Source organism: Planococcus sp. 1R117A, assembly GCF_051417975.1.
GTDB classification, from domain to species: Bacteria; Bacillota; Bacilli; order Bacillales_A; family Planococcaceae; genus Planococcus; species Planococcus shenhongbingii.
In genome coordinates this window covers 72631-96182 of record NZ_JBPRLO010000002.1, presented here as the reverse complement: position 1 = coordinate 96182, position 23552 = coordinate 72631, and the positions used below count along the sequence as shown (strand labels likewise).

The window sequence follows — 23552 nt, the reverse complement described above, 5'->3', positions numbered from 1 at the left end:
TGGCACAGTTACCTACACTAATTTCCACTCTTATTTTAGCACCAGCATTTAGATTATCATAAGGCGGATTTAAATTGTTGCAATATTTATTTCCAGCAAAAAATCTTGAATTCTCTCTTTTTTACTGAGAATGCAGGCTATTCTTAGTTTACTAACCAACAATTACTTGGAAAATTGGGAGCCAGATAAATATATAAGCTTCAGTAGCCACACAAAATTATAAACTTGCCAACAAAAAAGAGTAGAAATTTAAGGCTAAATTTCTACTCTGGATTTCCAATATAAAAACTACTGCTGCGCCATCTGGATGAAGTTCCCACATGTATCATCGAAAACAGCGATTGTGGTATCCCCCATTTTCGTTGGCTCAATCGAAAATTCCACACCCAGTTCCACCAATCGATTGTATTCTTTTTGAATATCTTCAACGCCGAACATGGTTGCCGGAATACCTTCCGCAAATATCTTCTTCTGATATTCTTTGGCGGCGGGATGATTATTCGGTTCAAGCAAAAGCTCGGTGCCGTTTGGCTGGTCGGGGGAAACAAGCGTGATCCACCTGAATTCTCCCATGGGCACGTCGTGCTTTTTTACAAAGCCAAGCGTTTCCGAATAAAACTTTAAGGCTTTGTCTTGATTTTCTACAAATAAACTCGTAACGATGATATTCATTTTGTTTTTGCCTCCTCAAACTTTCGCGGAATATTGCCACTACCTTACTCTATCCATCCTTTCAACAAGTCTTTAAGGGGTTCCTTATTGAACATCAGCACGCGGTACTTTCCTTTTCGTTCTGATGTCACTAAACCAGCTTCATCCAATACAGCAAGATGTTTCGCTATCGCTTGCCGCGACATATTAAGGTTGTGCTTCGTAATCAGGCGCACGGTCAATTCATACAGCGTCAGCTCGTTGCGTTCGGAAAGTTCGTCTAATATCATCCGCCGGGTCGAGTCACTGAGTGCCTTGAATATTGCATCTTTGTTCTTCATACTCAAAGTATACGCAACCATTTGGTTGCTTGTCAAGATGTTGGTATATGCCTTGCCAATTCCTGTTTAATTAATAAAGCGCTAACTTTTCTAATTAAATACTTTAAAGATATATGTTATCTGTAATTAAAGAAAAAAATTAAATGTTTATTGGTAGACTTACTGCTTCTGGGCAATCAAAACATATAAAGATTCTGCAGGAAAGAATTTTTGCGTTACATGCAACCCGGTTTCCGTTATTTCTTGTTCCATGCCTGCTGAAGAAATTCTCGGGGCTTTATGTGCTGAATGTCCTTTTGGCTCCAGTTCCACACAAACTAAGTAGCCGCCTTTTTTCAGCACATTTGTGATCTGTTTCAATGCCGGTCCCAACGGGCTAATTTCGTGCAATACCAAGGAAGCGAGCACTACATCAATCGATGCATCCGGCAATGGAAGTGCAGCGGTGCCCGCCTGAACGGTTACAATATTATCGATGTTTTCCTGCAGAGCTTTTGAGCGGATCATTTCCAGCATACTGGCATCTATATCCAGGGCATAAACGGTGCCTTTCACCATTTTTGCCGCAGGTATCGCCAAATATCCAGTTCCTGCACCGAAGTCCAAAATAGTATCTGTTTCTTTAATCGGAATCATGCTCAATAGTTTTTCAGGCGGCAATTGTTCTCTTCGTTTAGAGCTATCCAGAAATGACACTTTCCCTTTATGGTTTGTTTCTTGTGACTTGCTGTGGTGATTGTGCATCTATCCACTTCCTCCTCTTTAACTATCAATATCACCCAAATTTTTCTTCTATAAAAGCTGCATTGACACTAAGAGCAGCCATACTGCCTTCTCCAGCTGCAATAATCAATTGAGAAGCCCCGGCAATCAATGTATCTCCGCATGCATAAACTCCTTCAACCGCTGTCCGTTTCAAACCATCTGCTTCTATGCCGCCTTGGCTGTTCAACTTGCATCCTAACGATAAACCGAAAGAAGTGGCCTGCTCCCATCGCGGTGCAATAAATCCGCCTTCACATGCCACAACCGTTCCATCCGCAAACGCTATTTTCTCTATGAAACCTTTTTCCCCGATCAACGAGAGAATCTCTTGCTCGTAAATTTGGATGCCGTTATTTTCCAATGTTCTTTTTTCTTCTGCCGAAAAGATTTGTTTTCCGTTCGTACAGACGATCAAATCTTCTGTCCAGTTAGAGGCTACTTTCGCCAAATGATAACCCCGCGGAGTTTCTGCAATGACCGCCAAAGGCCGGTCCCGCATTTCCCAGCCGTCACAGAACGGACAGCTGAACAAGCTGGTTCCATAAAATTCTTCTACTCGTTCAATGTTTGGAAGAATTTCTTTAAAGCCGGTTGCCAGAATGATTTTTTTAGCTTTAAAGGCATCTCCATTCACAGTTTCGATTTGAAACAGTCCATTTTCTTTATGAATGCTTTGCACACGCTGTTTTTCAATTTTGACGTCAGGATATTTGCCCAGTTCTTCTTGGGCAATCCTCCTTAACTCTTTCGGATCAATGCCGTCCCGTGTCATAAATCCATGGGATTCGGAAGTCACCGCATTTCTTGGGTTGTCGTCATCAAAGAGGATTGTTTTCCTTCTCGATCTTCCGAGAACGAGCGAAGCATTCAACCCAGCCGGTCCCCCGCCGATTACCGCACAATCGATTATCATGTCATCCCCACCTCGTTAAATTTTTATTAAGTAGCTTCTTCAACGCTGTTCTGTTTTTGTACATTCATCTTGTTTACAATGTCAATCAGCAGGCTACCACGAAGCTCGTCTTTCATGTTTTCTTCCGCCTGCCTCATGACATTTTCAATCAAACAACGTTCATTATGGTGCAATGAACAATTGAACAAATTGGTGTCTCCTTCAATCGCATTGATGACTTCCAGAAATGAAATCTCATGTGGGGCTCTGGAAACTTTATAGCCGCCTTTCACGCCGGGCGTGGATTCGATCAAACCGGCTTTGGTCAGTTTGGTTAGGATTTTGGACAGGTACGTAGGTGAAAGATGCTGCATTTCCGCCAACTCCTGAACCCCAATCGTGCTTCCTTTTGGCAATCGAATAAGATGCACCATCGTATGCAGAGCATAGTTTGTCGCGTTTGAGTATTTCATAAAGACCTCCTGGTATTTTATTTCAAAGATATTATAGACTCTTGTTGTCTTTAATTAAAACAACTATAATATTGAATGAATGAGAAGTCAACTTGCAGCATCTGAATTCTTCTTTTATTTCCTGATATTGATTCATGCGGAACAGTTCACTTTTTCACGATCTCCCACTACTAAAATGCAAGGAGGAATTCACCTGTGAATGCCCATACGCAATGGCGATTGAAACTTGCTCACAATCTTTCAAAGCCATTATCCCGTTTTTCCGGAGTCCGAGCTATAGTCGCAGCTGGATCCGCAGCACGTAATTACGCCGACGGCTATTCAGATCTGGAACTTATCTTATACTGGGACAAAGAGCCGGCAGACCAACTGAAAAACGATATTTCAATTTTATTAAATGCGGACCATCGATACCCTGAAGCGCATTTTGCCTATCACAGCGCTTTGGTCATTGACGGTTTTCCGGTCGATCTATGGCATAAAACCACTTCTGTTGAAGAAGAAAGTATCGCGAGCGTCATCGACAATTGCAGTACCGATTTAGATGCCAGCAATATTGTGGATACGATGCGCTTTTGCATTCCGTTATATGGCAGTGAATTTATCCAGCCATGGAAAGAACGTATTGAAAATTACCCGCGTGAACTGACCGAACGATTTTTCAAAGAGTATCTGCCCCATTTTCATCTACGGCATATTTACTTTGAATCGAAGCGGGATAACCCTATCGCGTTCTATAATATGCTCAGCAACATCCATTGCAGTTTGTTTATCATCCTACTCGCTTTAAATAAATCCTACTTCCCGACCTATAAGTGGATTTACAAGCGATTAAGTGAATTGCCATTAAAACCGGAAAACACCGAAACCCGGCTCAGGGATCTGTACAAAGCACAGCCGCAAATTGCTGTCGAACAACTATGTGATTTGTTGGCTGAAACATTAACCTTAATTGAAATGCACTATCCTGACTTTGACACCTCTCTCGCACGCCAGGAATTAATGCAGCCGATGCCAAAGACATTCGGTCCAGAATAATCAGTGAAAGAAGCTAGTTATTCTAAATTTAACAGGAGAGAGGGTTTTCTTGAACCGTCACTCTTTTAGAGAGTCTCTAAAGGTGACAAAGGAGGCTGAATGCAGCGGAAGGCGGCGACTCCAGCGGGAGCAGCGAAGCGACGCGAGCTGAAGACCCTGGACTGAGCAAAGCGAGGGAAGCGGCTGAAGCCGTGCCCGCGGAAAGCGTCCGCCCTGGAGCGAAATGAGAAAAAACTGTCGAGAGTTTCTCGACAGCCTAAGAATGCATTATCACCGAAATAAAAATTAATTAGACGGAATCAAGTTGATGACTACGCTGCCGCGTTTATGCCCGGTTTCAACATAACTGTGAGCCGCAGCAACTTGATCCAAAGAATAACGCTTATCTATAACAGACTTGATCTTTCCTGATTCAATCAACTCTTTGAGGAAAAGCATATCCTCTTTGCGCATCTTCGCTACTCCGCCTTTCATTTTCTTATTGCCTCTAATCGAAGTAGCGATCATTTTCACATATTGTGGAATTCCTGCTACCGCTGCCAGATAAACACCATTTTTCCTCAAAGAGCTTTTGCATTTCGAAAATGAAGTCTTGCCGACCGTGTCAAAAATAAGATCAAACGTCATACCGGATTTAGTGAAATCTTCTTGAGTATAATCGATGACATGGTCAGCACCCAATGACTTCACAAGCGCTACATTCCGGCCACTGCAGACCGCCGTAACTTGTGTCCCGAAATGTTTGGCCAGCTGTACTGCATAGGTGCCTAATGCACCGGAAGCGCCGTAGATCAGCACTTTTTGCCCTTCTTTAATATGCCCTTTATCTCTAAGGAAAAATAAAGAAGTTGTCGCTCCAAATGGAACGGAAGCAGCTTCTTCGAATGTCATATTGGCTGGTTTGATGGCGATAGCTCCTTCTTCATTCACGCATACATATTCTGCGTTTGCGCCTAGCTTGACTCCGGTGCCGCAAAACACCAAATTTCCTTTCTGAAATGTTTTAACGTCTTTTCCAACAGCTTCTACTTCTCCAGACAGCTCCGTTCCCAATATCCCGACTTTCGGTTTTTTCAATCCATAAAAAAACCGGACAGCAAATGGATCCGCCCTTCGCACTCTGCAGTCACCCGTGCTCGCTGTTGTGGCATACACTTTCACCAGTACTTCGTCATCTTTAGGAATCGGTTTTTCCACTTCTGTGAGCTTCAACACTTCGGGCGGTCCGTATTTTTTATGGACACTTGCTTTCATATTAAAAACTCCCTTCATAATTTTTTGGATGGTTTGAATGCAGATCATGTACCAATTTGCCGATTGAATTCAACGTGCCTGTCTTCAAGAACAAAATTCAAAATCAATAAAAAGATTTAATTTTCAGACTTTTCATTTTAAGTGTATCTTATATATTTTTATTAGCAATCTAAAATTCCAATTATATGGATTAATCTAATGATGAGTATGAGCTTGTCGATATTCGGTCTAACAGTTGCCCAACAGGCTGCATAAAGAAATTAAGGATCAGCCCTCCAAAACAGACGGTTAATATGGTTCCGATGCCAATTGGACCTTTTAATGCCATTGCCATAATCAGAAATACGCCGTAAATAAATGTTCTTGAATAAAATACATTCGTCCCAGTCAGTTCTTTCAAAATTAATGTCAGCCGGTCTACAGGAATCGGAGCGAAATTCGTATGCAGATAAGTAGCAGTCCCTGCTCCCATAGCAATAAGACCGATGGCCAAGCAAACCGCTTGGCTTTGCCATAGTTCAGGTGTAATCACCTTGCTTAAAAGGAAAAGCCATAGATCAATTCCGATTCCTGTTATAACAGCTGTGATCAACCCCAACACTTCCGGCCGTTGTCTGATTAATAATGAATTGCAGCCGATGATCAGGATAGCCAATATCACTTCCCAGCTCCCTACCGTAAGCCCCAACTTTTCAGCCAGACCTACCAAAACCGCATCAAAAGGCGATGTTCCAAGATCCGATTGTATAGTGAAAGCTATTCCTAAAGTTAAAAGAAGAATACCAATGATATAAAATAGAAAGTTCACTCTTCTCGCCTTCTTCCTTTAAATTTTTATTGCAAATGCAACAATTATGGAGTAAATTCAATATAGTCCTTTCTTTATTGCAAATGCAACAAAAATATTTTCAGAGGAGCTTTTTATGAAAGAAATTTTGCGCGAAATTGGCATGATCGCCAGGGCTTTGGATTCAATCAGCAACATCGAATTCAAAGAATTTGACCTTACCAAAGGGCAGTATTTATACTTGGTGCGAATATGCGAGAACCCTGGCATCATTCAGGAACAGTTGGTGGACCTGATTAAAGTAGACCGCTCCACCGCAACACGTGCTATCCAAAAACTAGAAACTAACGGCTTTATTGAGAAGAAAGAAGATCCTCAAAATAAAAAAACGAAAAAGCTATTTTCTACCGAAAAAGGGAAATCGGTCTATCCTTTCATCAAGAGAGAAAATGAACATTCCGATCATGTGGCGTTAGAAGGCTTTTCCAAAATGGAAGCAGAAACTGCTTTTGAACTGCTGCAGCGCATCAGAAAAAACGTTGAAAAAGACTGGGAATTTGTCAAAAAAGGCAATAAGCGAGACTATTAACGATATAAAGGAGCGACTTATCCAAATGATGGCGACGATAAAAAAATGCACGCTTACAGATGTCCACGATCTTCAAACAATCAGCGTGGAGACATTTACCGAAACTTTTAAAGAACATAATCTGCCTGAACATTTAAATGCCTATTTGGAAAAGGCCTATAACTTGAAGCAGCTGCAACAAGAAATAGCCAATCCGTCTTCACAGTTCTTTTTAGTTTATTTCAATGAAAAAGTTGCTGGATATTTAAAGGTCAACACCGATGAAGCGCAGACGGAAGCGATGGACGATGACTCATTTGAAGTCGAACGGATTTACGTGAAGAGAAAGTTTCAGAAACATGGACTAGGAAAGCTTCTGCTGAACAAGGCGTTCGAACTGGCGCTGGAGCAGAAGAAAAAGAAAATTTGGCTGGGCGTCTGGGAAGATAACGAAAATGCCATTGCGTTTTATCAGAAAAAAGGGTTTGTACAGACAGGCGCTCACTCTTTCTATATGGGCGAAGATGAACAAACAGACTTGATCATGACCAAAACACTCTAATAAACTTCAGGCGAAAGGTGGATTATTATGTTTATCCCAAAGCATTTTAAAGTCAACGATTTTGAGGAAATCCGGGAATTTGTTCAACACAATTCGTTCGGTACGCTTGTCACGACCCGAAAAGGGCGCCCCATTGCGACGCATTTGCCTTTGCAGTTGGTGAAAGAAGAAGAAGATTACTACATAACCGGGCATATGGCTTATGGGAATCCGCAGTGGCGGACATTCGAAGCTTCAGAAGAGGTCCTGGTTATGTTCCAAGGGCCGCACGCCTACATCTCTTCTTCCTGGTATGAACATGAAAATGTCCCAACATGGAACTACCAGTCTGTCCATCTCTATGGACCGGCCCGCATTTTAAACGAAGAGGAATTGAAACAAGATCTGACAAGCTTAATGCAGAAATACGAGAGCCATCGTGAGAATCCCGTTTTATGGGAAAAGCTCTCCCCTTCTCTGTTGGAAAAGGAATTGAAAGGGATTGTCGGATTCAAGATTCAAGTGAAGGAAATCCAGGCTGCCAATAAACTGAGCCAGAACCGCAATGAAGAGGATTATCAAAACATCGTTACTAAGCTTTACGAAGAAAATGATGTGAACTCACAACAAGTGGCACAAGTGATGGAGAAAAAAATAAAAAAGACATGAAGTAATAACCGCATCGACAAGAAAATCAAGCTGACTAAAGTAAGAAGACATTATCCAATATTTTCAGCTGGAATTTAAAAATAAAAACTTCTGTCAATGCATTCTTCATTCACCTTGGGGGCAAATAAAGACGACCGTTTATAATGTGGGATTTCTCTTGATCTTCAAATGTCATGGACATAGAAAAAGCGCCAGACCAAATAGTCTGTGCGCTTTTTTCATGTTTTTAATTCGGCTTCATTTATTTTGAAGTATGGAAAGTACAAGTGTTGATATGATCGTCCACCATTCCGATGGCTTGCATGAACGAGTATGTGGTAACAGGTCCCACAAATTTGAACCCCCGCTTTTTTAATTCTTTGCTGAGCTGGACTGATAAAGGGGTTTGGGCAGGAACTTGTTGTTCGGTTTCCCAATGATTGATAATCGGATTGAAATCTACAAAACTCCATAAAAAATCGGCAAAACCATTAAATTCCTTTTGTATTTTCAGTATGGCTTCTGCATTGGTTCGGACGGACTGGAGCTTTGATAGATGTTTGATCACATTATAATTTTCTTTGATAAATTCTAAATCAGGGTCGGTCAGCTTAGAGCAATAATCAATATCAAAATCACGGAAGGCTTCTTGATAACCTTTGCGCTTTGATAAAACAATACTCCAGGATAATCCTGCTTGGGCTCCCTCTAACGACAGCATTTCGAAAATATATCGATCATCCCGATTGGGCCGGCACCATTCTTCATCGTGGTAAGCTTGCATCATTTCACTGCTTTGCGGCCATAAACATTGCGTCATCGGCTGCTTCACCTCTTTCCTCTAGTTACTGTCTACTGTATCACTATTGAAAAGGCATTCAAGGCACTGCACTTTTTTTGCAGAATCCGCCCATACGCAAAGATAAATTTGAAAAGTCTTATCCGCCATGAATAATCATTAAATAAAAACCCGTTTTTATTTCCGGCAGGATTTTGATCTTTCATTAGAGAAAATACCTCATAGCAACTTTGACGACAGGGGGATATAATAATGACTTTAGCTTATAAACGAATTTTGGTGGCGGTTGATGGATCGGATGTGGCTGAAGGGGCATTCAGAAAGTCGGTTGGAATAGCACAACGAAACAATGCCATACTGAACCTGATTTTTGTCATTGATACCCGTTCGTTCACTGCCGTTAAATTTAATGAACTGGATATTGAAGAACAAGCATATGAGTTTGCACGAGAACTTCTCGACAAATACAAAAAAGAAGCCGAAGCAGCTGGCATAGAGCAAGTAAATGCTATCGTTACCCCAGGCTCTCCCAAAAAAGTCATTAGCCGAAATTTGGCCAAACAAGTTGAGGCAGACCTTATCATATGTGGAGCAACTGGGATGAATGCATTTGAACGTTATTTGATGGGAAGTGTTTCCCAGCATATTGTCCGCAATAGTTCCTGTGATGTTTTGGTAGTCCGTATGGATGAATCAGATCAAGCAGAGGACCGGGAAAAATCCGATTTCGAGTAATAAAGTGGTTTGAGCATGTAGACAAAAGAATATTTATCACTCCAACGGAATCAACCTACAGCTTTTACAGGCGCGAGCCCGCGGAAAGCGTCCGGCTGTAGCGCCGGAACCGAGGGGAGAACCTTGTTTTTGATAGTTATTCACTTGATTGAAAGTATATTCTTTTGTCTACAAGCTCAGTCGAATCCTTTGCTAAGGATTCGACTTTTTTGATCAGCTGATTCTACTAAAGTGCTGAAAGGATGGCATTAGCGCCACCTGTAGGGAATCACTTTAATGCTCGGTCAAGAAAATTGAAGACTTCTTCAAGGTTTTCCTCTGATTCAAATGGTTCTCCTCCATGGACCGCCCCTTCAAAAAGTGTCAGCTCCACTTTATTTTTCCCTAAAACATCCGCCAGTTTTCCGGCAAAATCAATAGATTGCTGCACAGGCACGTTCGGATCAGCCGTTCCGTGCTGGATTAAAAAGGCCGGATCGTTTTCAGTAATGTAAGACTCCGGATTCGCTTTTTTCACTTCTTCCGTTTTCTCTAGAATATTGCGGCCCATATACTTGCTTTCCGGAGAATCGGCGGTGCTTCGGCTGCCTAATTTCGATGTGATTCCCGATTCGGCAAACTGCTCATCTATTTTCAAAAAGTCAATTTGGCCGTACCAGTCAACAACTGCTTGGACTTCAGAGGAAAAGTTGATGTTTTCGGTATTTTTACCATTCAGTGAACCATCATCTCCAGTGGTCCCAATCAATGCGGCTAAATGGGCGCCAGCGCTGCCTCCCCATGCCGCTACTTTCTCAGGATTTACATTGTATTCTTCCGCATTTGCCTTCACATAACGGATAGCCGCTTTGACATCGCTGATGGCGGCTGGGAAAAACGCTTCGCGCGACAGCCGGTAATTGACCGCTACGACCGCATACCCGCGGTTGACGCCTTCTATCATGGCAGTGAGATCGGCACCCGTTTTATCCCCTTCCCTGAACCCGCCCCCGTGGATTGCGACAATAACCGGGAACGGTCCTTCTCCTTCATTCGGCAGGTAAATATCGAGCTTCTGCGCTTCCGAATTGCTGCCGTAATCGAGATCTAAATATTTGTTCTCAATAAATGATGTATCAACTGTTTCAGCAGAGGGCTGCTTAGTTTCTGCCGCTTCGACTGTTTCTGTCGTTACCGCTGCTTCACTAAGCTCTTGTGCTGCATCTTCAGCGGCATTTGTTGAACATCCTGCCAATAGTGCAGCTGCGAGGGACATGGATAAAATAGGTAAGACTGATTTCTTCACTACAGATCACTCCCAATGTTTTGTTTGTTCTTTTATAAACCGAGCATAACAAAACAATGTGGCACAAAAATGGCAGAAAAACGATGCAAAACGCACGTTTTCCTGCCAAAAACTTTTATAAGTTTCTTTCTACGCTCTTTTAAGAGTAATCGTAAATGTGGTACCTGAATCGCCCTTGCTTTCAACATTGATTTTCTCTCCAAGCTGTTCCATGATTTCGAATGCAATGGAAAGCCCAAGGCCGCTGCCCGTACTGGTATGCGACAGGTCCTCTTTGGTAAAACGCCCGAATACGTGCGGCAGAAGTTCTTTAGATATTCCCGGTCCATTATCCGACACGATTATCTCTGCTTTTCTCCCTGTCGTTTTCGCATCAATCGTTACATTGCCTTGAACCGGCGTAAATTTAAATGCATTATCCAATAGAATCGTCAGTACCTGGACAATCCGGTCTTTGTTCGAATAGGTCTCAGGAAGATTTTTTGCCCGTTCTGTAATATGGAACTCGAGCTCCATGTCATCTGCCAAAATAGCGAAAGGCTCGGCCACTTGTTCAATCACTTCTTTTGTATCAACCACTGACTTATCAAAAGCCATTTTTTTGTGCTGCAGCCTCGACAATTCCAGCAAATCAGAAATGAGTTTTTCCAGCCTCGCACTTTCCCTCAAAATGATGCTGTAGTATTGGTCGATTTTCTCAGGATCGGTCACCACATGGTCTGACAATGTCTCTGTTAACGCTTTGATCGAGGCAAGCGGCGTTTTCAGTTCGTGGCTGATATTCGCGACATAGTCTTTGCGCATTTGCTCAAGCTGGTTTTTCTCTTTAACAAACACGGTAAGAAAAGCGAGGATAATGATCGATCCGATTGCCAAAGTTACAAAGAAGACTAGGTAAAAGCCATTAAGAGCTGCTTGGTAAGCGCGTGCCTCTTTTAATAAGTAAATGCCGCCGGTCACTTTGTTATCTTGAACGAGCGGCTGACCGATGATGATAGCACGTTCCGAATACCCCGGCACGGCCTCGATTTCAACAGCCATTTTGCCGCTGATGATTTTCGGCAAATAAGCAGCCAATTTCTTGTTTACTTCAGCATCAGCAGAAGGCGGCGGAATAGTTTCATCGTTGTATACATCGATTTCTTTTCCATGGACATCAAATGCTTTCACTAAAAAATCATCGGTTCTGGTTATTTTTTCCCCATCTGCCACTTCTTCACCAATCAGCGTGAGAGGCGGCTGAAGTTCTTCGATTTTGGATTGGATAAAGTAATACTTAATCGCAAAAGCCCCGAGCAGCTGACCGGATATAAAAATGGCTAAGATGACAAATGCAATCCACAACTTGCTTGAAAAGAGCTGCTTCATACATTTACCTCGAATTTATAGCCGACGCCGTATACGGACTTTATGGAAAAATCGGGAGAAGCTTTAGCGATTTTTTGGCGGAGCCGCTTGATCAACGTATCGACTGTCCGGGTATCTCCCGTGTAATCATATCCCCAAACTTTGTACAGCAATTCTTCCCGGCTCACGACTTTCCCCGTATGGTTGACTAGAAATGCCAATAACTCCACTTCTTTTGCCGTCAGCACAATCGCTTGTTGATTGACATGGACTTCATATCCAGTAATGTCTATCGATAAGTTGCCTGCTTTCAAGAAGTGAGGACTTTCTTTTTTTGGCTGCACCCGTTTCAGAATCGTTTTGATCCGGACTACTACTTCCCGAGGAGAAAAAGGCTTGGTGATATAGTCGTCCGCGCCGATCTCAAGGCCAACAATCCGGTCCACTTCTTCACTTCTGGCGCTGAGCATTAAAATTGGAATATCACTGGTTTTGCGTATTTCCTTGCATACTTCCGTTCCAAAGAGGCCAGGCATCATAATATCAAGCACCACTAAATCAAAATGTTTTTCTTCCAGAAGCTCCAGTGCCAACTTTCCGTCATAGGCCGATACACTCTTCATCCCCTCGGCTTGCAGATAAGCATTGATGCTCTCGTGAACAGCGACATTATCATCACAGATTAAAACGGTTATGTTTTGGTCCATTCTGCATATCCCTTCAATCTCATTTATTCATTTCTTTCTTAACCAGCAGAAAGCTATTTTGAATTCTATGTTTTCATATATTGAAAAATAAAGCAATGTTGCACAGCTTTTTGAAACTGTTTCACTTTATTGGCATACATCCAATTTAAAGAAGAGAAAAAACTTAAAAACAAGTTTTTCCTCTTCGTGTAAGCGGTAGTGTGTAAAACCATCTTTTCAACTTATAAAAGTTGATTCAATAATTTAAAGCAGTAGATTTCATATTGAAGGAAGCATGCATCAAAAAGCTATCTGAATGATTTTCTCTCTTTTAGAAAGCTTATCCAGCGCCGGCGCATCCAGGGGCGAGACGAAGCGATGAGACGAGTGTCCTTCTCGGCTCATTGCGAAAGTCCTGCCCAAAGCGGCCGAAGCGGTATAGTAAAGGTTAATTCTTTCGTTCAACTTACATAATGTGAAAAGCTGACTGTTCTCTTCTTTGTTTTCACCGATTCATCATTATGGCATAAAGCTCATCCAATTGACTCTCAAACCTCGGAATCAACGATCTCCGTTCCTCTTCTGGCAGCTCTATAACAGGGCTTGTCAATTTGTGGGCTGTTTCCTGCAATGAATCAAATTTTGGAATCATCTCACTATCCATATTGCTTCTGGCAAAGTTAATTTCTGGAACGACAGAAGAAATAAGACGATAACTTTCTGAATCGGGAGAGATTAAGTATTGTTCTTCAACACTTAAACTGTTCCATTTCCCATGAATGGACAGTACCAAATCTTTAGGTTCACCAAACAAGCTGCTTTCAATTTGCTGTCCATAGCCTTTTGGATTCGCCGGATTGTGCTTAGACATTTCTAATTTCTTAGGCTCAGTGGCTTGCACTACTTCTTCTTGAATTTCGGGAGATTCGGAATCCCTCATATTTACTGAAAACACTAATGTAATTAAACAAACTAAAGTGAGCAAAGGAACCGCTACAATCAATTTCCTCATCAAACCACCTGCTGCCCTTCTATTAATATATTCTTTTTCTGCAATTTCTCATTACTTTCTTCACTCATTCTCGCTAGCTTGGACAATCTCCTCCTTTTCATTTTGAAGCAAACGGTTGGAAATCGCTTACATTTTCTTATCTATTTTTCTGTGGGTTATTTGTTGGATGCCAATAACTTTAATACCAGTAAATAGATAAAAGATAGACATCCATAACAAAAAAGAGAGAAAAAACTTCAAACGAAGTTCCTTCTCTCCTGATGACAACCTATAAACTGATTTTACTTTTCCAATTTCACACGCTGGAGGCGCAGCGCGTTTAATACGACTGACACCGAACTGAATGCCATCGCCGCTCCTGCAAGCCAAGGTGCCAACAAGCCGACTGCGGCAATTGGAATTCCGAGCGTATTGTAGGCAAATGCCCAAAATAAGTTTTGTTTGATATTGCGCATCGTTTTACGGCTTATGATAATTGCTTCGGCAATGCTGTTCAAGTCGCCTCGGATCAGCGTGATGTCTGCAGCTTCCATCGCCACATCGGTACCAGTACCGATGGCCATGCCAATATCCGCTGTAGCGAGTGCCGGTGCGTCATTGATGCCGTCGCCGACCATCGCCACTTTCTTGCCTTGCAGCTGCAGTTTTTTCACTTCATCTGCTTTGCCTTCCGGCAGCACTTCCGCAATCACCGCATCGACACCCACTTCTTTGCCGATGGCTTGCGCCGTCCGCTCATTGTCGCCTGTCATCATAATGACCTGGATGCCCATCTGCTGCAGGCGATGGATGGCTTCGCGGGAAGTGTCTTTGATAGTATCCGCTACCGCGACCATCCCTGCAAATTGGCCATTAATACCCGCTAACATGGCTGTTTTGCCTTTGCTTTCGAGCTCTTCCATATCCGGCAAAACGGTTGCAATATCAATGCCGTATTGCTGCATCAATTTGCGTGTACCAATAACAACGGCTTGTCCGGATACCGTTGCTTGCACTCCGTATCCCGGGACTGCTTCGAAATATTGCACTTTGCCAAGCTCGATGCCTTTATCCTGAATCCCTTGCACAATCGCTTGTGCCAATGGATGTTCCGATTGCTTTTCGGCTGCACCGATGAGCGACAAAAATTGTTCTTCGTCCTGTCCTTCGGCAATTACAACATCCGTTAATTCCGGTTTCCCGTGCGTGACCGTACCCGTTTTATCAACGACTACAGTATCTATGCTTTGAGTTTGTTCTAAATGCTCGCCGCCTTTGAACAAAATGCCCATTTCCGCTGAACGGCCAGAACCTGCCATGATGGACGTTGGTGTCGCGAGGCCCAGTGCACACGGACAAGCAATGACCAGCACCGCAATCAGCACTTCAAGTGCCGGAGTAAAGTTGCCCGGTTGCACCCAGATAAACCATACCAGGAATGTGAGGAAAGCAATCCCGACGACAATCGGCACGAAGATGCCTGAAATTTTGTCGGCCAACCGCTGGATCGGCGCTTTCGTGCCTTGTGCGTCTTCCACCACTTTAATGATTTGTGCCAGCGCGGTGTCGCGTCCGACTTTCGTGGCTTTCATCTGGATGAATCCATTGCTGTTGATCGTTGATCCATAAAGGGCATCGCCTGCTGTCTTGTCCACCGGCAGACTTTCTCCCGTCAGCATCGATTCATCAACCGCTGTGCTGCCTTCCAGCACTTCGCCGTCAACCGGAATTTTTTCTCCCGGTCGCACGAAAATAGTGTCACCGATCATCACTTCTTCCAACGGCACTTCTTTTTCTACTCCGTTACGAAGAACGGCTGCCGTTTTCGCCTGAAGGCCCATCAATTTCTTGATGGCTTCAGATGAACGGCCTTTTGCTTTGGCTTCAAACAATTTCCCAAGAATGATCAAAGTGATCAGCACCGCACTGGTTTCAAAATACAGCTCTGCCCCGTGATGCGTTCCGGCAGTTACAATTGCTTGATAGACACTGTAGAAGTAAGCCGCCGATGTTCCCAAGACCACCAGCACGTCCATATTGGCGCTGCCATTACGAAGCGCTTTATAAGCGCCCACGTAAAACTGCTTCCCGATATAAAATTGAACTGGTGTGGCCAGCAACATCTGGATCCATGGATTCATCAATATTTCCGGCACATAAAGAAATGAGGTGAAGGAAAAATGCCCGACCATCGTCCACAATAACGGCAACGACAAAATGGCTGAAATTATGAATTTCCGTTTCTGGTCCTGGATTGCTTTTTCACGGTAATCCACCCGTTCCACATCTTCTTGCTGTTGATGTGCGCCGTAGCCCAATTTCTCCACTTTTGTGATGATGTCGCCAATGCTTACTTCCGAAGGATTGAATTCGATGGTCGCTTTCTCCAGCGCCAAATTGACGTTCGCAGAAGCAACTCCTCCTAATTTATTGATTCCTTTTTCAATGCGCGTTGCACAAGCGGCACAGGTCATGCCGGTTATATCAAATTCAGCTTTCTGTTTCACGACGCCATAACCCAGCGCTTCGATTTTCTTCTCAAAATCCGCTTCGCTCAGTTTTGCCGGGTCGTAGTGAATGGATGACTTTTCAAGTGCCAAGTTGACGTTGGCTTGTTCGACGCCTTCCATTTTACTTATCCCTTTTTCAATCCGGGTCGCACACGCTGCACAGGTCATGCCCGTGATCTGGAAATTTGCTTCTTTTGTTTCCGTAGCCATAAAGCTTCCCTCCTCACCGATACCACATGGGGGTATATAACTTTTAAAAGTAAAGAGTGCTGAAAAAGCACTCTTATACGACGTCATACCCTTGGTCTTCGATTGTCTCTTGAATTTCGTTCAATGATGTTTTGCTATTGTCATAAGCCACTGTAACTTCACCTTTGCCAAGATCCACTTTTACAGCTGATACCCCTTGAAGTTCACCGACACTTGATTCCACCGCGTTCACGCAATGCGCGCAAGACATGCCTTGTACTTTTAATGTTTCATTCATGATTTTTTCCTCCTAAAATAATGGTTTTTAATATGTTATCAAAAATGATGATTAAGATTCTGCTTCCATGCTTATTTTGTCATGGTTTTCATAACATCCATCAATTCATTGATTGCTTCTTCGCCTTTGTTTTCCTTGATGGCTTTCGAAACACAATGATGGGTGTGGTCTTCCAATAAGGCCAGCGACACTTTATTCATCGCAGACTGAATGGCGCTGACTTGATGCAGAATGTCCACACAGTAACGGTCGTTTTCTACCATTTGATGAACTCCGCGAACCTGTCCTTCTATCCGTTTCAGCCGGTTCAAAAGCTGCTGCTTATTGGGTTGTACTGTGGTCTTCAATGTTTTTTCCATGAACTGAACCTCCCGATTCAACATACCCTATACCCGTATTATACAAGTAAACTTATGGAATGTCAAAGCATGTGGTTTGATAGTTGATTGGTTTCAGGGATTTCACTGAGCTTGCAAGTAGAAAGCTTCCCGTGGCTGGAAGTTTTTGTATCATTTTTAAATCTTGAACAAGGTCAGCTACTTAGCTGACAATTCACTTTCTGTCACCCATTTATGATTTTTTACCAGTTCTCCGTCCGTTGTTGCCGAGTAGTCAACCATGTAAACTGTCGCCTGTTCAGCAGAATCGATAGTTGCCTCAGCACCATCCATGCCTTCCATATGATCGGCTTCTACTGCTACTCCTTCTCCTGGCTGGTATGGTTCATTGCCTGCATCTTGAATTTCTTCATGGATAATCCATTTGTGATTGATCACTGGTTCCCCGCCAGTAGTCGGTGTATACGAAATTGCGTATACCGTCGTATCAAACGCGCCGACAATTGTTGCTTCAGCTCCGTTCATGCCATCCATATGATCTGTATTCATTATAGCCTTGCTTCCCACTTTAAATGCCGGACTTTCTGCTTCTTTCAAGCCTTTCGGCACTTCACCTGAACTTGAATGATCCATGTGTCCATTCTCTTCATGGTTCATCGTGGTGTGCTGTTCTTCCTGAGCACCATTGGAACAAGCTGCTAAAAGAAAAACAAGCATCAGAATTAACGAGTGAAATATTTTTTGTTTAAATTTCATTTTGATGCGCTCCTTTATTTCAGTTCGACTATCTTTAATAGACGGCAATGCAGCGTGAATTTTCACTTGCGTATTTTACCTGTACGGGGTATAGGAATGACAAAAAACTTAACGACCATGGCATTGTATTAAGTTCTTCTGCAAACCACGCAATAGTTATGCAGAATATCCATTTAGCCAATCAGCATCTCTATCCCTTTTTCTTTACACCTCCTCCTATTCAAAGTTAAGCATTATAACGTAGTTTGAATGAGAAATGCTTTTTGTCCCTTCGGCAGTAGAATCTTCTGCATATGAAACTGTAATTTGAACGTGCTGATCTTGAATTCTTTTACTTTATTAATTTTACATCCCCACTATACAATACCCCCCTATAGTATGTAAAGTTATTATTATCGAATATTTGAATAAACATTGTTTCTTTTCAAGAACATGGCATCCTATAAATTCCAACTTAAAAAACCCCTGCTTTCCCCCGTATGGCTAAAGAGAAAACAAACTTTGCCCAGCTCGTTAAAACGTTAAAAAGGAATTGATTTTACAATCAATTCCTTTTCCGCGTTTATTAAATTTTTTTCATCCCATAAAACACATAACTGTAATCACGTGAATTTCCATGATAAAGATCTATTTCTTGTTTTAGCATGTTCACTACCGCCAAAGCTTCAGGCATGTCATGGTATTTGTGTACCATCTTCTTAAGATTTCGCTCAAGTGGAACGTAATAATCATCAGTCCAATCTTCCTCTGGCAATACAAATGAAAAGAGATAAGCATATTCTGTCTCAATAATTTGATTCACTTTATTAGAGATGGTATCGATTTCTGGATATCCTTGCTGCCAAAAATCTCTGCTTTCTTTAGAAGGGTTTGCGTGCAGCCAGGAAATTTCGCTGCATACAAGATAGCCGCCTTGTTTTAAAAAGGTTTTCCATTCTTTGAGCCCTTTTTGGAATCCTGCAATATAAATGGAGCCTTCTGCCCAGATCAAGTCGAAGGTTTCTGGAGGAAAATCCAGCTCCAGCATGGAAGCATTCAAGACAGTTACTCTGTCTGCTAATTCTTTTACATGGAGTTGATTTTTCAGCCCATTCAAATACTGCTGATTGGTATCAACAGCCTTAATATGGGCATTCGGAAAGCTTTCCGCCAAAGTCAGTGTATGAATTCCATTTCCGCAGCCTAAATCTAAAATATTCATCTCTTTTTCTTTAGCTATATTTACTAGAGAAATTGCTCTTTTTGTTGATTGTGCGCTTCCGGGTGATAAACGCTCCAAACCATCAAAAGCTTCAAAAAAATATTTTTCCATCAATTAGACACGCTCCTTAAAATTTTGATTGGATTTTATTCATAGCCTTCTCCTAAGTTTGCACCAAAAGTAAGACAACATCCAGTAGGTTAATTAGTACTGCATAACGGGTATAGCAATCCTAGACGTCAATAAAAGAGGAGGAAATAACATGGACTCGACAATGTGGCTGTACATAGCACTCGCCATCTTAATAGTGGGGCTAATCGTAGCAGGAATCGGAGTTGGCTTATTCCTAAAAGGAATGAAGGAACCGTTGAAAGAAATAAAAGGGTCAGTAAACAATTTAAAAGAGCGGGTGGACAAGCTCAAACTGGAAACAACGAGCCTACAGCATACTACAAATGAACTGAAAGAAGATATGCAAGTAAAGTCTGAAAAAGTCAGCCTATTTATCGATGCAGCAAAAGGAACAAAGAATTCAGTTGTTGACTTAAATTCGTCGGTTCGGGCAATTACAGTTGATGTTACAACGAGAGTGGATCAGAGCAAGGGGAACGCTGTACAAGTTGATCAATGGAGCAACACAGTAGTCGGCCTTGTTGGTCTGTGGGAACACCGGAAGAATGCTAAAAAAAGAACCGACTCCTATTATCCAGAAGCTGCGGCAGATAATGAACAGCTAAGAATACAATAAAAAGAACTAAAAAAGGCAGCCGCACAGGCTGCCTTTTTTTAATAATGACATAGAAAAGGGTGATGCTTTTTCTATAAGTCTATGAAAGCGGACAGATATTAATGACCTGCAGCAGACCATTCAGAGATACAGCCATACTATCTGCAGCATTCGAATTCAGTTTAGTTATCTTGTTTTATAAGGTTTTATGCTTCAGAAACACGCCGTTTCTATTGCTGCGCAATCCGTTTGATGAACTTTTTTCTTAAGCGAAATTATGGATATTCAATACTGTTATGAAGGATTCTGATTTTACATTGAAGAATTAAAACAATAAGAATAAACAAAAATTGAAGGAGGAATCAAAATGACATTGGAATACAATCAACTTTTAGTAGCTGTTGACGGCTCAAAAGAAGCAGAATGGGCCTTTAAAAAGTCTATCGGAATTGCACAGCGCAATAATGCAGCTTTAAATCTTGTATATGTAGTTGATAGCCGGACCATCACTAGTTCAGAAGTATATAATCCATCTATTGAAGAACATACATTCAAGGTGGGAAAAGATCTTCTTGAAAAATACAAGCAGGAAGCGGAAAAAGCGGGCATTCAGAAAGTAAATAACATCATCATGGCTGGATCCCCTAAAAATTTAATCTCTCGGGAAGTTGCAAGAAAAGTGAATGCGGATCTCATCATATGCGGAGCCAGTGGTCTAAATCCAATTGAACGATTTGTACTGGGGAGTGTGTCTCAGCATATTGTCCGCTATAGCCCTTGTGATGTCCTTGTCGTCCGCACAGAAGAACATGCAGAAGCGAACGCCTAATATACTTTTATTTTTAACTTGAACCAGAATGTCAAAGCCCACTAAAACAACAGTTCATGCTCAATAAAAATCAAGTCATCCAAAAGAAGGGTAAGGAAATTTTAGAATCCCTTGCCTTCTTTTTGAATTCTGGTGAGATGTAAAAAAGACTCTCTTTGCAATAAAAGAAGAGCCGTGGTTTACTTTATAACCGAAGCTCTTCTTCTACTTTAAGTATTCTTTATGAAATATGTGTCTGCCGTATTCCTCAAATCCCTCGGCTGTCTAAACTGATGCAGGAATTATGAAGATTCCTGCTTGATAAATTGTGCAAATTCTCGAGCAGCTAATCTGGTATCTTCAATGATTTCAAGCAGAACATTTTCATGTTCTCCTGCTTCCAGGTGATGATGCGGCAAATTAAGTGGCTCAATCATATTTACTGACTTTTCCTTTAAAAAATTTCTGAAATCTTCTTGTTCGTTCGTTTGATAGATAGGCCCCAATGTATCATCCTCAATTTGCAGATGGAATGCTTTTTTATTACTCAATTTTTCAATGTGTTTGGTCGCCAGCAATATTTCGATAAAGGATTTTAACTGCGCTGGAAGGCCAAATGCAATTGTTTGGGAAATGAAAACAATCGCATCTGAATCAGTTATTTGATCAAGCACTCGTTTGAAGTCCTCTGCTTCTAAATGCATGGGCTCTAATGTTTTTATTGCGTTAAAATTCAATGCAGGCATATCAATTTCGTATAAATTCACCTCATTGATTTCACTTTCTCTCTGGCTGGCACGCAACTCATCCAAAAATGCTCTCGATATCGATGAACTAAGAGAATCGGCTCTGGTATCCGGATTGGCAACAATGCATAAAATCTTTTTTGTCATCTCTGCACGCTCCTTTCTATTTTTCTTTATATGAGCATTTCTTAATCTTTACTGCCGGCTTTAGAATAACTGAAAGTAACTTAATATCCATAAAAATCACTTTCAATGAAGACAGTCAGAGCTTATTATGAAATCCTCTTTAAGGTCTTAATTTCCTCTTTTCTCTATTTCAAACTTCATATCGTCCTATATTATCTATCGACACTTTGAAAATATCCCCTTCTTGTCTTCCTTCATCTGCTCCGCAAGCCTTTTTCACAACAATCACTTCAAAGTTTCTTTTCCTATATCCAAATTCTTCTATTAACTTCATTTAGTTTTTAAGCTTTTGGCGTATAATGAGAATCATCAAACTTCCAGATAAGTCTAAATCCCCCAAGATTTATCGCAACCGGAAAGGAACATTCGTCATGACAAATTGTCCAATCTGATCATTCTCCCTTTTAAAGAAATCATTTAAGAAATGAACTCTTGGGGGAATTTATTGATGAAACCGAATCGAAATTTTAACTTGCTGCTTACAGGGCAATCGCTTGCCAACATTGGCGACGTTTTGTACATTGTCAGCATCATCTACGTCATTTTTGAATTGACCGGCTCTGCCACTGCGGCTGCATTTGTGCCGTTTACCATTACCAGCTCGATGTTCATCTCGAATACCTTGACGCCTTTACTGATGCAGCATTTCAACTTAAAATGGCTGCTGGCTGGTTCGCAGATGGGAAAAACAGCTCTGCTGATGGCGCTGGCATTCTTTCTGCCGCACCTTTCTATATCCAATTTTTACGGTCTGTTTTTGGTGATCAGCCTAGTCGCGTTACTGGACGGCTGCTCCAATCCCGTGACCCGATCACTTATTCCAAATTATGTAGAAAGTGAACAGCTGCTAAAAGCGAATGGGATGACCGAAACCATAACTCAGCTAATCCAGACCGCCATGTGGTTTGTCGGAAGCTCACTATTGATTTGGCTCTCTGCCAATGAATTGGTCTGGCTGACAGCTGGATTGTTTTTGGTGTCCTGCCTGCTGTTAAACAGTTTGGACACTGTCGACTTTACGCCATCGAAGGAGCAGGGAAAGTGGCAGCAGCTTAGCCAAGGCTGGCAGACCGTCTCCACTTCACCTGTGCTGAAACGCATTGCCTGGATGGATGTCTTGGAGACGATTGCCAGTACCGTGTGGATTGCCGCCATCCTCTATGTATTTGTCAGCGACGCGTTATTGGCAGACGAAAAATGGTGGGGATTCATCAACGGCGCCTTCTTCTTGGGCTTAATTGCGGGCAGCCTGTTCTGTCTGCGGTTTTCAAACTGGATCGAACAGAAACTTAGCCAGTTTATTTTCCTGGGTGCTGTTTCCAGCAGCGTGATAACCATTGCCTTTGGGGTGAACAGCCTTCCGGCGCTGGCATTACTTTTTTCTTTTCTGGTGGGTGTTTCGAGCCAGATCAAGAATATTCCGCAGCAGACCGTGGTCCAGACGAGCGTTCCGAAAGCCCAATTGCCGACGGTATTTACGACACTCGGAGCAATCGGCACCGGAATCTTCGGTGTGGCTTCCCTTTTAATGGGGATTCTGGCAGATGCGTTTGGCATTCGCAGTGTCTTTGTACTGTCGGGTCTTTTGTTAGCTGTGGTCAGTTTAATCGCCTACAAAGCAAAATTCCATTTATGGCAAGCGGTACAAAATTAAATTTTAATATAAAGGAGGCAATCGGAATAATCGCGATTGCCTCCTTCTTTTTTCATATTTAGTTGGGTTTCATGAAATCACTTCTATCAAGTCCAAATCTTTAATCCATTTCTTTTATTTATGAGTGATACATATTTCATACGTTTAATTTCAATCTTTTATTGCTGAATTATGCTTTTTTTAAGATAACGAAACGAATTTCATAAAAAATATTGGAGGAATCAGATGAAAAGAAAGCCGCTTTTTTTATGCATACTCTTATTCTTATTGATTTTGATACGTCTCTGTGACACTTACCAAAGAACTCCAAAAGTTGAAGAAGAAATTATTGAAGTACC

General features: G+C 42.0%; 26 protein-coding genes. 8 read left to right on the top strand and 18 right to left on the bottom strand.

Going from position 1 to position 23552, the window contains the following annotated elements; genetic code table 11:
* Positions 1 to 288: 288 nt before the first annotated feature.
* The 5 genes from ACSFXN_RS05940 to ACSFXN_RS05920 all read right to left on the bottom strand — a co-directional run bounded on the left by ACSFXN_RS05940 (position 289) and on the right by ACSFXN_RS05920 (position 3122).
* Positions 289 to 672: a VOC family protein gene (locus ACSFXN_RS05940; protein ID WP_437149282.1), complete on the bottom strand. Its 384-nt coding sequence runs from the start codon at positions 670 to 672 to the stop codon at positions 289 to 291.
* Between the two features lie 44 nt (positions 673 to 716).
* Positions 717 to 992, bottom strand: coding sequence for an ArsR/SmtB family transcription factor (locus ACSFXN_RS05935; protein WP_437149896.1), 276 nt, complete (start codon positions 990 to 992; stop codon positions 717 to 719).
* Positions 993 to 1151: 159 nt separating this feature from the next.
* Entirely contained in the window at positions 1152 to 1736 is a 585-nt protein-coding gene (locus tag ACSFXN_RS05930) for a class I SAM-dependent methyltransferase (RefSeq protein WP_437149281.1), read from the bottom strand.
* 31 nt (positions 1737 to 1767) lie between these two features.
* Complete coding sequence (locus ACSFXN_RS05925) at positions 1768 to 2670, bottom strand: NAD(P)/FAD-dependent oxidoreductase (protein WP_437149280.1); 903 nt, start codon at positions 2668 to 2670, stop codon at positions 1768 to 1770.
* A 26-nt stretch (positions 2671 to 2696) separates the two neighbouring features.
* Positions 2697 to 3122: an Rrf2 family transcriptional regulator gene (locus ACSFXN_RS05920; protein WP_437149279.1), complete on the bottom strand. Its 426-nt coding sequence runs from the start codon at positions 3120 to 3122 to the stop codon at positions 2697 to 2699.
* Between the two features lie 195 nt (positions 3123 to 3317).
* On the opposite strand from ACSFXN_RS05920, the gene ACSFXN_RS05915 reads away from it, so the two are divergent.
* Positions 3318 to 4160, top strand: a complete 843-nt coding sequence (locus tag ACSFXN_RS05915) for a hypothetical protein (protein ID WP_437149278.1) — start codon at positions 3318 to 3320, stop codon at positions 4158 to 4160.
* Positions 4161 to 4445: 285 nt separating this feature from the next.
* On the opposite strand, the gene ACSFXN_RS05910 is transcribed toward ACSFXN_RS05915, so the two are convergent.
* Both ACSFXN_RS05910 and ACSFXN_RS05905 read right to left on the bottom strand, forming a co-directional pair.
* Positions 4446 to 5414 (bottom strand): NAD(P)-dependent alcohol dehydrogenase, encoded by a 969-nt coding sequence (locus ACSFXN_RS05910; protein ID WP_437149277.1) that lies wholly within the window; start codon positions 5412 to 5414, stop codon positions 4446 to 4448.
* 190 nt (positions 5415 to 5604) lie between these two features.
* The gene (locus ACSFXN_RS05905; protein WP_437149276.1) at positions 5605 to 6222 is read right to left on the bottom strand and encodes a YczE/YyaS/YitT family protein; all 618 of its coding nucleotides are present in this window, start codon (positions 6220 to 6222) and stop codon (positions 5605 to 5607) included.
* A gap of 115 nt (positions 6223 to 6337) precedes the next feature.
* On the opposite strand from ACSFXN_RS05905, the gene ACSFXN_RS05900 reads away from it, so the two are divergent.
* Genes ACSFXN_RS05900 through ACSFXN_RS05890 form a run of 3 tightly spaced genes read left to right on the top strand, consistent with a single transcriptional unit; the run spans position 6338 to position 7979 of the window.
* Complete coding sequence (locus ACSFXN_RS05900) at positions 6338 to 6790, top strand: MarR family winged helix-turn-helix transcriptional regulator (RefSeq protein ID WP_437149275.1); 453 nt, start codon at positions 6338 to 6340, stop codon at positions 6788 to 6790.
* A gap of 25 nt (positions 6791 to 6815) precedes the next feature.
* Positions 6816 to 7331 (top strand): GNAT family N-acetyltransferase, encoded by a 516-nt coding sequence (locus ACSFXN_RS05895; RefSeq protein WP_437149273.1) that lies wholly within the window; start codon positions 6816 to 6818, stop codon positions 7329 to 7331.
* Between the two features lie 27 nt (positions 7332 to 7358).
* Entirely contained in the window at positions 7359 to 7979 is a 621-nt protein-coding gene (locus ACSFXN_RS05890; RefSeq protein ID WP_437149271.1) for an FMN-binding negative transcriptional regulator, read from the top strand.
* Positions 7980 to 8220: 241 nt separating this feature from the next.
* Here the strand turns inward: ACSFXN_RS05890 and ACSFXN_RS05885 are convergent, their stop codons facing one another.
* Positions 8221 to 8778: a DNA-3-methyladenine glycosylase I gene (locus tag ACSFXN_RS05885; protein WP_437149269.1), complete on the bottom strand. Its 558-nt coding sequence runs from the start codon at positions 8776 to 8778 to the stop codon at positions 8221 to 8223.
* Between the two features lie 231 nt (positions 8779 to 9009).
* Between ACSFXN_RS05885 and ACSFXN_RS05880 the strand changes: the two genes are divergently transcribed.
* Positions 9010 to 9492, top strand: coding sequence for a universal stress protein (locus tag ACSFXN_RS05880; RefSeq protein ID WP_437149267.1), 483 nt, complete (start codon positions 9010 to 9012; stop codon positions 9490 to 9492).
* A gap of 268 nt (positions 9493 to 9760) precedes the next feature.
* Here ACSFXN_RS05880 and ACSFXN_RS05875 read toward each other — a convergent pair whose 3' ends face one another.
* The 9 genes from ACSFXN_RS05875 to ACSFXN_RS05835 all read right to left on the bottom strand — a co-directional run bounded on the left by ACSFXN_RS05875 (position 9761) and on the right by ACSFXN_RS05835 (position 19204).
* Positions 9761 to 10777 carry an alpha/beta hydrolase fold domain-containing protein gene (locus tag ACSFXN_RS05875; RefSeq protein WP_437149265.1) on the bottom strand — a complete coding sequence of 339 codons (1017 nt, stop codon included), beginning with the start codon at positions 10775 to 10777 and terminating at the stop codon, positions 9761 to 9763.
* Positions 10778 to 10906: 129 nt separating this feature from the next.
* Positions 10907 to 12145, bottom strand: coding sequence for a sensor histidine kinase (locus ACSFXN_RS05870; RefSeq protein ID WP_437149263.1), 1239 nt, complete (start codon positions 12143 to 12145; stop codon positions 10907 to 10909).
* Positions 12142 to 12831: a response regulator transcription factor gene (locus ACSFXN_RS05865; protein ID WP_437149261.1), complete on the bottom strand. Its 690-nt coding sequence runs from the start codon at positions 12829 to 12831 to the stop codon at positions 12142 to 12144. Before ACSFXN_RS05865 ends, ACSFXN_RS05870 begins: the two co-directional genes overlap by 4 nt.
* 484 nt (positions 12832 to 13315) lie before the next feature.
* A complete protein-coding gene (locus ACSFXN_RS05860; protein WP_437149259.1) occupies positions 13316 to 13822 on the bottom strand; it encodes a hypothetical protein in 507 nt (168 codons plus the stop codon).
* Between the two features lie 281 nt (positions 13823 to 14103).
* Positions 14104 to 16521, bottom strand: coding sequence for a heavy metal translocating P-type ATPase (locus ACSFXN_RS05855; RefSeq protein ID WP_437149257.1), 2418 nt, complete (start codon positions 16519 to 16521; stop codon positions 14104 to 14106).
* Positions 16522 to 16594: 73 nt separating this feature from the next.
* Complete coding sequence (gene copZ, locus ACSFXN_RS05850) at positions 16595 to 16798, bottom strand: copper chaperone CopZ (protein WP_437149255.1); 204 nt, start codon at positions 16796 to 16798, stop codon at positions 16595 to 16597.
* A 71-nt stretch (positions 16799 to 16869) separates the two neighbouring features.
* Positions 16870 to 17157 (bottom strand): metal-sensitive transcriptional regulator, encoded by a 288-nt coding sequence (locus ACSFXN_RS05845; protein ID WP_300989259.1) that lies wholly within the window; start codon positions 17155 to 17157, stop codon positions 16870 to 16872.
* Positions 17158 to 17334: 177 nt separating this feature from the next.
* Entirely contained in the window at positions 17335 to 17892 is a 558-nt protein-coding gene (locus tag ACSFXN_RS05840) for a YdhK family protein (RefSeq protein WP_437149253.1), read from the bottom strand.
* Between the two features lie 565 nt (positions 17893 to 18457).
* Positions 18458 to 19204, bottom strand: a complete 747-nt coding sequence (locus tag ACSFXN_RS05835; RefSeq protein ID WP_437149895.1) for a class I SAM-dependent methyltransferase — start codon at positions 19202 to 19204, stop codon at positions 18458 to 18460.
* 151 nt (positions 19205 to 19355) lie between these two features.
* Here ACSFXN_RS05835 and ACSFXN_RS05830 point away from each other — a divergent pair, with 151 nt between their 5' ends.
* The gene (locus ACSFXN_RS05830; RefSeq protein WP_437149251.1) at positions 19356 to 19841 is read left to right on the top strand and encodes a DUF948 domain-containing protein; all 486 of its coding nucleotides are present in this window, start codon (positions 19356 to 19358) and stop codon (positions 19839 to 19841) included.
* Between the two features lie 346 nt (positions 19842 to 20187).
* Complete coding sequence (locus tag ACSFXN_RS05825; protein WP_437149249.1) at positions 20188 to 20649, top strand: universal stress protein; 462 nt, start codon at positions 20188 to 20190, stop codon at positions 20647 to 20649.
* 281 nt (positions 20650 to 20930) lie between these two features.
* On the opposite strand, the gene ACSFXN_RS05820 is transcribed toward ACSFXN_RS05825, so the two are convergent.
* Positions 20931 to 21521 (bottom strand): NAD(P)H-dependent oxidoreductase, encoded by a 591-nt coding sequence (locus ACSFXN_RS05820; RefSeq protein WP_437149247.1) that lies wholly within the window; start codon positions 21519 to 21521, stop codon positions 20931 to 20933.
* Between the two features lie 487 nt (positions 21522 to 22008).
* Between ACSFXN_RS05820 and ACSFXN_RS05815 the strand changes: the two genes are divergently transcribed.
* Entirely contained in the window at positions 22009 to 23214 is a 1206-nt protein-coding gene (locus tag ACSFXN_RS05815; protein ID WP_437149245.1) for an MFS transporter, read from the top strand.
* Positions 23215 to 23552 lie beyond the last annotated feature (338 nt).

What these genes read in the sequence shown, in the direction of transcription:
- ACSFXN_RS05815 (WP_437149245.1), top strand. Translation starts at nt 22,009, where the DNA reads ATGAAACCGAATCGAAATTTTAACTTGCTGCTTACAGGGCAATCGCTT.
- ACSFXN_RS05910 (WP_437149277.1), bottom strand. Translation starts at nt 5,414, where the DNA reads ATGAAAGCAAGTGTCCATAAAAAATACGGACCGCCCGAAGTGTTGAAG.
- ACSFXN_RS05900 (WP_437149275.1), top strand. Translation starts at nt 6,338, where the DNA reads ATGAAAGAAATTTTGCGCGAAATTGGCATGATCGCCAGGGCTTTGGAT.
- ACSFXN_RS05940 (WP_437149282.1), bottom strand. Translation starts at nt 672, where the DNA reads ATGAATATCATCGTTACGAGTTTATTTGTAGAAAATCAAGACAAAGCC.
- ACSFXN_RS05885 (WP_437149269.1), bottom strand. Translation starts at nt 8,778, where the DNA reads ATGACGCAATGTTTATGGCCGCAAAGCAGTGAAATGATGCAAGCTTAC.
- ACSFXN_RS05855 (WP_437149257.1), bottom strand. Translation starts at nt 16,521, where the DNA reads ATGGCTACGGAAACAAAAGAAGCAAATTTCCAGATCACGGGCATGACC.
- ACSFXN_RS05895 (WP_437149273.1), top strand. Translation starts at nt 6,816, where the DNA reads ATGATGGCGACGATAAAAAAATGCACGCTTACAGATGTCCACGATCTT.
- ACSFXN_RS05845 (WP_300989259.1), bottom strand. Translation starts at nt 17,157, where the DNA reads ATGGAAAAAACATTGAAGACCACAGTACAACCCAATAAGCAGCAGCTT.
- ACSFXN_RS05920 (WP_437149279.1), bottom strand. Translation starts at nt 3,122, where the DNA reads ATGAAATACTCAAACGCGACAAACTATGCTCTGCATACGATGGTGCAT.
- ACSFXN_RS05840 (WP_437149253.1), bottom strand. Translation starts at nt 17,892, where the DNA reads ATGAAATTTAAACAAAAAATATTTCACTCGTTAATTCTGATGCTTGTT.
- ACSFXN_RS05860 (WP_437149259.1), bottom strand. Translation starts at nt 13,822, where the DNA reads ATGAGGAAATTGATTGTAGCGGTTCCTTTGCTCACTTTAGTTTGTTTA.
- ACSFXN_RS05935 (WP_437149896.1), bottom strand. Translation starts at nt 992, where the DNA reads ATGAAGAACAAAGATGCAATATTCAAGGCACTCAGTGACTCGACCCGG.
- ACSFXN_RS05880 (WP_437149267.1), top strand. Translation starts at nt 9,010, where the DNA reads ATGACTTTAGCTTATAAACGAATTTTGGTGGCGGTTGATGGATCGGAT.
- ACSFXN_RS05865 (WP_437149261.1), bottom strand. Translation starts at nt 12,831, where the DNA reads ATGGACCAAAACATAACCGTTTTAATCTGTGATGATAATGTCGCTGTT.
- copZ (WP_437149255.1), bottom strand. Translation starts at nt 16,798, where the DNA reads ATGAATGAAACATTAAAAGTACAAGGCATGTCTTGCGCGCATTGCGTG.
- ACSFXN_RS05825 (WP_437149249.1), top strand. Translation starts at nt 20,188, where the DNA reads ATGACATTGGAATACAATCAACTTTTAGTAGCTGTTGACGGCTCAAAA.
- ACSFXN_RS05930 (WP_437149281.1), bottom strand. Translation starts at nt 1,736, where the DNA reads ATGCACAATCACCACAGCAAGTCACAAGAAACAAACCATAAAGGGAAA.
- ACSFXN_RS05835 (WP_437149895.1), bottom strand. Translation starts at nt 19,204, where the DNA reads ATGGAAAAATATTTTTTTGAAGCTTTTGATGGTTTGGAGCGTTTATCA.
- ACSFXN_RS05890 (WP_437149271.1), top strand. Translation starts at nt 7,359, where the DNA reads ATGTTTATCCCAAAGCATTTTAAAGTCAACGATTTTGAGGAAATCCGG.
- ACSFXN_RS05820 (WP_437149247.1), bottom strand. Translation starts at nt 21,521, where the DNA reads ATGACAAAAAAGATTTTATGCATTGTTGCCAATCCGGATACCAGAGCC.
- ACSFXN_RS05925 (WP_437149280.1), bottom strand. Translation starts at nt 2,670, where the DNA reads ATGATAATCGATTGTGCGGTAATCGGCGGGGGACCGGCTGGGTTGAAT.
- ACSFXN_RS05830 (WP_437149251.1), top strand. Translation starts at nt 19,356, where the DNA reads ATGGACTCGACAATGTGGCTGTACATAGCACTCGCCATCTTAATAGTG.
- ACSFXN_RS05870 (WP_437149263.1), bottom strand. Translation starts at nt 12,145, where the DNA reads ATGAAGCAGCTCTTTTCAAGCAAGTTGTGGATTGCATTTGTCATCTTA.